The 8,359-nt window shown below is 40.9% G+C and carries 7 protein-coding genes; 4 read left to right on the top strand and 3 right to left on the bottom strand.

Annotated features, from left to right (window positions below; all coding sequences use genetic code 11):
• Positions 1-710 precede the first annotated feature (710 nt).
• Positions 711-1,625 carry an Rpn family recombination-promoting nuclease/putative transposase gene (locus ABFQ95_01525; GenBank protein ID MEN8236219.1) on the top strand — a complete coding sequence of 305 codons (915 nt, stop codon included), beginning with the start codon at positions 711-713 and terminating at the stop codon, positions 1,623-1,625.
• Positions 1,626-1,840: 215 nt separating this feature from the next.
• Here ABFQ95_01525 and ABFQ95_01520 read toward each other — a convergent pair whose 3' ends face one another.
• The 3 genes from ABFQ95_01520 to ABFQ95_01510 form a co-directional block, all read right to left on the bottom strand.
• The gene (locus ABFQ95_01520; protein MEN8236218.1) at positions 1,841-2,845 is read right to left on the bottom strand and encodes a hypothetical protein; all 1,005 of its coding nucleotides are present in this window, start codon (positions 2,843-2,845) and stop codon (positions 1,841-1,843) included.
• 213 nt (positions 2,846-3,058) lie between these two features.
• The gene (locus ABFQ95_01515) at positions 3,059-3,397 is read right to left on the bottom strand and encodes an Arm DNA-binding domain-containing protein (protein MEN8236217.1); all 339 of its coding nucleotides are present in this window, start codon (positions 3,395-3,397) and stop codon (positions 3,059-3,061) included.
• Positions 3,398-3,639: 242 nt separating this feature from the next.
• The gene (locus ABFQ95_01510; protein ID MEN8236216.1) at positions 3,640-4,422 is read right to left on the bottom strand and encodes a 3-hydroxybutyrate dehydrogenase; all 783 of its coding nucleotides are present in this window, start codon (positions 4,420-4,422) and stop codon (positions 3,640-3,642) included.
• A 223-nt stretch (positions 4,423-4,645) separates the two neighbouring features.
• Between ABFQ95_01510 and ABFQ95_01505 the strand changes: the two genes are divergently transcribed.
• The 3 genes from ABFQ95_01505 to uvrC all read left to right on the top strand — a co-directional run bounded on the left by ABFQ95_01505 (position 4,646) and on the right by uvrC (position 7,907).
• Positions 4,646-4,918 carry an HU family DNA-binding protein gene (locus tag ABFQ95_01505; GenBank protein ID MEN8236215.1) on the top strand — a complete coding sequence of 91 codons (273 nt, stop codon included), beginning with the start codon at positions 4,646-4,648 and terminating at the stop codon, positions 4,916-4,918.
• Between the two features lie 167 nt (positions 4,919-5,085).
• Positions 5,086-5,523 carry a lysozyme gene (locus ABFQ95_01500; GenBank protein MEN8236214.1) on the top strand — a complete coding sequence of 146 codons (438 nt, stop codon included), beginning with the start codon at positions 5,086-5,088 and terminating at the stop codon, positions 5,521-5,523.
• Between the two features lie 533 nt (positions 5,524-6,056).
• Positions 6,057-7,907 (top strand): excinuclease ABC subunit UvrC, encoded by a 1,851-nt coding sequence (gene uvrC, locus ABFQ95_01495; protein MEN8236213.1) that lies wholly within the window; start codon positions 6,057-6,059, stop codon positions 7,905-7,907.
• Positions 7,908-8,359 lie beyond the last annotated feature (452 nt).

Here is an 8,359-nt window from a genome sequence, read left to right as displayed (position 1 = left end):
CCTCCTCTACCCATGTCAACTTTGAACAAAGCAACTTAAGCTATCAATGCAGAAAGTGGTGCCTGATGGCGCCACTTGTCTGTTGCTTGCAGCTTTACATATCCCCATTTTGCTGAGATAGTCTCTAAAAAGAGATCTGGATCATGCAAACCTCAGATAAAATAGACATATGGCCCAGGGCTGTTCAGTGAAACCAACACGTCCGTCATCCTGAACGCTGATTTTCCGAACGTGCGACTGTAAGTCGCGCGAATTGAAAAATCTTTGCGATTCAGGATCCCATTATTTTTTGCAGATCTTAAAAAATGGGATCCTGAATCGTAACGCTTTGCCTCCTCAAGTCTTACCAGACTTGAGTTCCAAAACCAACTGCCTGTGCTGAACTTGATTCAGTATTCAGGATGACGATCCGTAGGTAGCACATTTTCACTGAACAGCCCTGGGTTACCGACAAAAATATCTTGTTAAGGTTTTGCCTGTGTGCTATTCTTAAAGGGGTGTTGTTGTGCGAAAAATATCTATTTTTTAAGTAAGGAAAAATGGGAAGGGGAAGTATTTCTCTAGAAACTATCGTTTTAGAGCAATTTGCAAGCTAGCTGCACATAGATATAGAGCAATGGGAGATCTTTTGGTTGGCTAGTGATTGATCTTGAGAAATAAACTTGCTATATTTTTTTATAAGTATTGAGTAAATAATTCAAATGAGGTAGATGATGCCAATATCTAAATTCTTAGATCCCAAGAATGACTTCGCCTTTAAGCGTATTTTTGGTTCAGAGCGTAACAAAGATATTTTGTTACGTTTCTTGAATGACATGCTGAAATTTAGGAATTATGGTGAAATAGTTGATGTTAGTTTTCTAAAACCTTCACAAGATCCAGATATTGTGTCGCGCAAACAGAGCATTGTAGATGTTTTGTGTAAGGATGAAAATGGCCGGCAATATATTGTTGAAATGCAGGTTGCCCGTACCAAAGGTTTTGAAAAAAGAGCCCAGTTTTACGCAGCCCGTGCCTACACCTCACAGATGAATAGCGGAGAAAATTATGAGCATTTGAAGGAGGTAATTTTCTTAGCCATTACTGATTTTATAATGTTTGATGGCAAACCCAGATATAAGTCGAATCATATTTTGATGGATGAAGAGACGTACGAGCATGACTTACGTGATTTTGCCTTTGTATTTTTAGAGTTGCCGAAATTCAACAAGACAATTGATAATCTGAGCAATATCATAGAGAAATGGGCATATTTCTTTAAGCATGCGCAGGATGTCACCGAAGCTAATCTGGATCAATTTGCTGGTGATGACAAGATTCTCAAGCGTGCAGTAGAGCAATTGAATAAACACGCTTGGAGTGATGATGAAATTCTTCACTATGATGCCGCCAAGAAGATCCAACTGGACAATATAGCAGCCATGGCCGCAGCTGTAGAAGAAGGCATAGAAAAAGGAAGAGAAAAAGGAAGAGAAGAAGGAAGAGAAGAAGGAAGAGAAGAAGGCGAAGAAAAAAAAGCAAAATCAATCGCCATCAAGATGCTAAAGTCTGGCAAATCTGTGCAGGAGGTTGCAGAAATGACAGATTTAGATCTCGACACAGTTAAGCAATTACAGAAAGAGTGAGAGAAGGGCTCTGAAATCTAGCTGGAGATATTCTCCACGAGAGCAGGTATCCAATTCCGCACTGTCGCCCTTAACAAAATTAGCTGAGCCCCTCGAGCTGTGTGTTACTGGGATGGAAATCCTATCGCTACTTATGGTTCACGCTCGGCTTCCGAGCGTTCACATAATACGCTACAGGCATTCACGTTCTCCGCAATACGCAGTATAAAAGCAAACTAAAGCAACCCTTTGGATCTTCCATGTTTTATATATAATTGCTTGAATATTTCTATGATAGTTTTTTCATTATTTTGTTGAAAGCTAGATTTTAAATCAGCAACTCTTTCCTTGAAGGATTGAATATCTTTAGTATTCAATTTGTACTTAATCAAAATAGGTTCAAAGTCAGAAAAATTCCAGCTTTGGACTATCGAGATAATTCCTTTTGAGGGCCTTTCGTTGAGAAGATTAAGCGTAGGAAGATCCGACGTTATTCCTAATAGGAAAGGAAATTGAAATAGATCGTGTTTAAGGGTTGGATCATAATGAATTGGATCTTCAGTCATAGCATATTCAAGGTCAATGGCAATTGGCGCCAGCTTGCCTTTGTTATTGAGAGTCAACAGAATGTTTCTATCATGTGCATCATGCTGAAAAGTCAAAAATGAAAAAACAAGAAATTTTTCAAAAGCCTCTTTATCAAACAAACTGAAAGGGTCCACAGTTACTCTATCAAGTTCAAGTACTCCGTTTGTTGTTTGCGCAGCATCGTATAACTTTTTTAGAACATCTTTATCTGGCAGTTTTTCTAAAGATTGCACCGGCTGTGTATAGAACTGATAATAACTTGCCAATAGAACTTCTTGATTTTTCCCGATGACTTCAACAGGAGCCACAACTTTATTAAGTTTTGCTACTTCAGCAATGTCATAGGACAGCGCTTCTCTTAAACGACGAGCTTTGTTTCCAGGAAATTTTGCAATAACCACTTGAAAGCCACTTGGATCTTTAAGAAGGAATATGTTACTTTTTTTTGTGTATGGACGAATTGTCTGCAACAGGTCCGGGGGAACTCCTGCGTCAGCAAGAATAGCCTTCGCTTCATCAACAGATAGAGCGTTTAGACGGGGTATATCACCATTGGTTGTCACGGACTGAGTAGTACTTTTTTCAGTAGCCGCAAGTGGATAATTAAGAAAAGCATTTATAAAAAATAATGTTGTAAAAAAACTTAATTTCATAACCTGTTTCCTTATGCATTTATCTAACTAAATTTAGTATAAACTACTATCAGTAAATAAATATTTAATATCTTTTCTCGAAAGAAACGTGTGATTTATTATTATCGCTGAATAAGTTTTTGAAATTTTTCAAAAAACAAATTGTCCATTCAATGGCAACATTGAACATTTTACTGAGCAACGAACGTACCCGATTGGCCATATTAAGGAGTATCACGTAATTCCTGATGCAGTCGACGCTTTGCTTCTTCTGACCTGAATATCATGTGAAGGATCTTCTCCTTTGGCTACTTCTCCTAAAATGATCTTAGCCATCTCACGAGCCTGCTCGGTGGTAATGGTTCCATGTACACCAAGCTTCTTACGCCGGGTTTGATAAAACTCATTTCTATACTGTACGAAGTAAGTTCTACGCCCTGTGGCATAGACCCGAACGCCAAATCCTTTTAGTTCTGAATCCCATACAAGAATCTCTTTGACCTTGTCTGGTTTAATTCCTTCAACCACTCTTTTGATAAGTTTGCGACCACTATTGAACATAATTAACCTCATTTGTTTGTTAAAGCCTTTATTACCAATAGATTGCGGGTAATTTAACGTAAGAGACACTGAGGAATTATCAGCTGCTCTTATTTCACCCGCAAATCTAGTCAGATCGTAACATGGAAGCAATAGAGGTAGAGTTCGATCGATTTTTACATAGTTCCGTAAAGGGTAGGTTGACCTGAAAACCTTTGTAGATAAAGCTTTGTACATCTATATCAACTTTGGTAAAACACTAGCCTTTCTAACTCCTAATGAGCCGTCCATCCCCCATCAACAGATAAAGTTGTGCCTGTCATACTGCGCGCATGGTCACCACACAAGAAAAGCGTAAGTTCAGACAATTGATCTATGGTGACAAACTCTTTCACTGCATGTTCTGAAAGCATCACCTCTTGAACCACCCTTTCTTTGGGAATCCCTCTGGCCTTGGCTGTGTCGGCAATTTGACTTTCAACCAACGGCGTCCAGGTATATCCTGGACAAATGGCATTACATGTGATACCGCAAACTCCACCCTCGAGTGCAGTCACTTTCGTTAGCCCGACCAGACCATGTTTTGCCGCCACATAGGCTGATTTAAATGGGGAGGCCACCAGTCCATGTGCTGAAGCAATATTGATAATCCGACCCCACTTTTTTTGTTTCATACCACCAAAGACGGCCTTAGTTGCATGAAAAGCGGCCGATAAATTAATGGCAATAATAGCGTCCCACTTCTCTTCAGGATAATCTTCAATTGCACAAACGTATTGAATGCCAACATTGTTGACTAAAATATCAAGGCTGCCAAATTTTTCTTGTGCTTTGGCAATCATGGCACGAATTTGCGCTGGATCTGTCATATCCGCTGGTGAATAGTGCACTTTGCACCCAGAATCACGACCCATATCATCACAGATTTGGTCAATTTCTGACAGGTCTCCCATGCCATTAACTATTATATTAGCGCCTTCGTGTGCCAAAGCACGTGCTATACCAAGTCCAATTCCACTAGTTGAACCCGTAACTAAAGCTGTTTTTCCCGTTAACATAGTACATAAGCTCCCGAGGTTTTATTTTTCTATGATTTAAGAATTAACACGGATTTTTTTAAAAATTCTTTAAATATACCGACGCTTAAATTAGAAATTTTGATTTCACGAAAGTATCTTAAAAAAAAATGTTATTTTTTTGGGGCTCTGACCAAAAAAAGGCTTGCAAAGCCTGTGTTTATGTTATAACTAGGGTAATTGATACCTAATAGGAGATTTAATTATGAACAAAGCTGAACTTATTACTCACGTCGCTGACGAAACCGGTCTTTCAAAGGCCAACAGTGAAAGAGCGGTTAACTCCGTTTTTCAGGGCATAGCCAAGGCACTAGGCACTGGCGGCAAGGCGAGTTTCGTCGGATTTGGCACATTTTCTGTAATTGACAGAGCATCCCGCTCCGGTCGCAATCCTCGCACCGGTGAAACCATTCAGATCCCTGCCTCTCGCCAACCTAAATTCAAGGCCGGTAAAGAGCTCAGAGAAGCTGTAAACTAGTCCATTTGCGACTTTTTTAAAATTTAAAAAGCCCTTTTGCAATTGTGAAAGGGTTTTTTTATGCCTGCACCCCTAATTTAATCAAAGGTCTTAACGGTCCTCATGTTTACGTCATTTTAACAAATGTTTTATATAGTTTTGCTTAAGTAAATATTCATGAGGATATCATGAGAAAAATCAGTCCCAAAGGTCTCGACCTTATTAAAAAATTTGAAGGATTTTCTGCAACAACATACCTATGTCCAGCAGGGTATCCCACAATTGGCTATGGTCACCTCATTAAAGAAGGAGAATGTTTTCCAGACCCTATCAATGAATCCCAGGGCTTAGAACTTTTAGCATCTGATGTGAGTCAGGCAGAACGTGCGGTGGATAGATTCATTGATGTACCCTTAAACCAAAGTCAACTTGATGCATTGATAAGTTTTACCTTTAATTTGGGAGGAGGAGCTTTGCAAAAATCAACCCTAAGACGCAAGATAAATCTCCAAGAACACGAGCAAGTGCCTCCTGAGTTTCTTCGTTGGGTGTGGGCTGGAAAGCGTAAACTTCCAGGGCTTATCAAAAGGCGACAAGCAGAAGCGGATATGTATAAGGGGATTTAGACTCAATGGCACTCACCCAAGCAGAAAAGTCTCGCCACTCCCACAGTCGTCATCCCGGACGTTGCTCTTTGTCACCTGATCTTCACGTGGATTTTCAACAAAGAAAAAGGTAGAAAAAAGCATTAGGCAGCCATATACTCTCGTGAAATCAAAACCTCTAGTTTAATGATAGCGAGAAGCGCGCAATTTACCTGGATAAATGAGCACTTCGAGCGTATCAGGAAACAGAGGTTTTGATTTCACTTCAGTATAAAGTACTCCTAATCAAATTTTATACCCAGGCTGGAGAAAAAGTGGAAAAAGTAGAGTTAGGGATTTTCTTGTATACTACTCACATGCTACTTCCGGCTAAAACCGTTGCTATCATTAGATTTTAGCTACCTGTTCACTTTTTGGGCGAAATGATGCAAATGTGAGTTATACTCGGGTTAAGGATTTATTAACCAAGTTACTCACAACTTTATCCACAGGATCCGTGGATAAAATTTTATATAAATATCCAATGGCCTTATTTTGTATATTCATCACAAATCATGAACCATCCAACTCCTCCTAATCAACTCGAACGCGGCGCACATACTATTGCAACTTACGTCAAGACTTTGCCACAACAACCAGGTGTTTACCGTATGGTGAGTGCTACTGGCGATGTGCTTTATGTGGGTAAGGCCAAGAATCTCCCCAACCGTGTCAAAAGCTATACCCATGTTGCAAAGTTGCCCAATAGACTCCAGAGAATGGTGGCAGAAACACACTCAATGGAATTTGTCACGACATTTACCGAAAGTGAAGCCCTGCTGCTTGAGGCCAACTTCATCAAAAAATTTTCCCCACGTTATAATGTTCTCTTAAAGGATAGTAAATCCTATGTATATATCTTTATCCAAGGTGATCATCCCTGGCCTCGAATGAGCAAATATCGCGGCTCACAAAAACAAAAAGGGGATTATTTTGGCCCCTTTGCCTCTGTCGAAGCTGTGGATGACACACTGACTGCTCTGCACCGAGCATTTTTATTGCGGTCGTGCTCTGATAATGTGTTTGCTATACGAAAACGGCCCTGCTTGCAATACCACATCAAGCGTTGCTGCGCTCCCTGTGTTAACTATGTCACCGATGCAGAATACCACACACTTCTTAGACAAGCCAAAGACGTCTTGAAAGGACACAGTCACGAGATTCAAAAACAGCTGGCAAAACAAATGAACCAGGCCAGTCAAGAACAACTTTATGAAAAGGCCGCCATTTATCGTGATCGTCTGAAAGCTCTTAGCTACATTCAAGCTCAACAAGTCGTTAATATCCCAGAAATTCGCGAGGCAGACATTATTGCAGGCTATAAAGAAGGAGGACAAACCTGTGTACAGGTATTTTTCTTTCGCCAGGGTAGTAACTATGGACACCAAGCACACTTCCCTCAACATGATCCACAGACATCACTCCCTGAGGTTCTAAAGGCGTTTGTGACCCAATTTTATGCCGGAAAACCCCCACCCCCTCTCCTACTTCTCAATCACCCAATTCCTGAGCTTGATCTTGTCCAGCAGGCGCTTAACATTTCGCATATTAAAATTCCAGTGCGAGGTAAAAAGAAAGAACTGATGCATCACGCTGAAAAAAATGCCCAAGAGGCCCTGCATCGCCGCCTAACGCAAAGCCTGCAACAAAAAAAACTGTTGCAACAACTTGCAAAAATGTTGGCAATTTCCAACAATCTTAAGCGCATCGAGGTTTACGACAACAGCCACATCCACGGGACCGCTGCCGTAGGAGCGATGATCGTTGCAGGAGAAGAAGGTTTTATTAAATCCGCTTATCGTAAATTCAATATTAAAACAGTGGGATCAGGTGGCATTAAACCAGGCGACGATTATGGAATGCTGAAGGAGATCCTCACCCGTCGCTTTAAAAAAAACCTTTCACAGGAATACAAAGAGCACACCTTGCCAGATTTAATCATTATTGATGGAGGTGCAGGGCAATTAAGTGTTACCCAAGACACTCTTGCTGATTTAGGCATTGGCGATATACCTATTTTATCGATTGCCAAGGGTCCCTCTCGCAAACCTGGACTGGAAAGACTTTTTACGAGTAAACACAAAAATTTTCGACCTCCACAAGATGATCCGGTGTTTCATTTTTTGCAACGCCTTCGGGATGAAGCGCACCGGTTTGCTATCGGCACGCATCGTGCTAAACGGGCGAAAGGCTTGGGCACCTCAATGCTGGAATCAATTCCCGGCATTGGACCAAGACGAAAAAAAGCCCTGCTACAACATTTTGGCTCAGCAAAAAATGTTGCCAGAGCTGGACTAAAGGACCTTGAAGCCGTTGAAGGCATCAGTACAGCAATGGCAAAAGCCATCTTTGAGCATTTGAAATAACCTGAGTTTTGGATACGCTCTCGTGCAGTCAAAACCTCTAGTTTAATGATAGCGAGAAGCGCGCAATTTACTTAGATAAACGAGCAATTTGAGCGTATCAGAAAACCAACAGTTTGATTCAGCCCTAGGGCTGTTCAGTAAAGCCAACACGGCCTTCATCCTGAACGCTGATTTTCCGAACGTGCGACTGTAAGTCGCGCGAATTGGAAAATCTTTGCGATTCAGGATCCAATTCTTTTTTGCAAATCATAAAAAATTGGATCCGGGATCGTAAGCTTTTGCTGCCCAATCCCCTCTGGGCTTAGGATGCAAAGAATAATGTCCTGGATGACTACCGTGGCAGTGGCAAGACTTGTCTGCTTAAGTTAGTGCCATTGGTGCTTTGCTCCGTAAAAAAAGACTGGATTCTCTTGCCATTTAATGTTCACAATAGGGGTAAGCTAGAAAAATTT

Source organism: Pseudomonadota bacterium, assembly GCA_039714795.1.
Taxonomy (GTDB): domain Bacteria; phylum Pseudomonadota; class Alphaproteobacteria; order JAGOMX01; family JAGOMX01; genus JBDLIP01.
The sequence above is the reverse complement of the archived record's forward strand: the minus strand, read 5'-3'. Positions and strand labels throughout refer to the sequence as shown.

Bases quoted from the DNA above. Each gene is read 5' to 3' on its own strand.
- uvrC (MEN8236213.1), top strand. From the start codon at position 6,057: ATGAACCATCCAACTCCTCCTAATCAACTCGAACGCGGCGCACATACT.
- ABFQ95_01520 (MEN8236218.1), bottom strand. From the start codon at position 2,845: ATGAAATTAAGTTTTTTTACAACATTATTTTTTATAAATGCTTTTCTT.
- ABFQ95_01515 (MEN8236217.1), bottom strand. From the start codon at position 3,397: ATGAGGTTAATTATGTTCAATAGTGGTCGCAAACTTATCAAAAGAGTG.
- ABFQ95_01510 (MEN8236216.1), bottom strand. From the start codon at position 4,422: ATGTTAACGGGAAAAACAGCTTTAGTTACGGGTTCAACTAGTGGAATT.
- ABFQ95_01505 (MEN8236215.1), top strand. From the start codon at position 4,646: ATGAACAAAGCTGAACTTATTACTCACGTCGCTGACGAAACCGGTCTT.
- ABFQ95_01500 (MEN8236214.1), top strand. From the start codon at position 5,086: ATGAGAAAAATCAGTCCCAAAGGTCTCGACCTTATTAAAAAATTTGAA.
- ABFQ95_01525 (MEN8236219.1), top strand. From the start codon at position 711: ATGATGCCAATATCTAAATTCTTAGATCCCAAGAATGACTTCGCCTTT.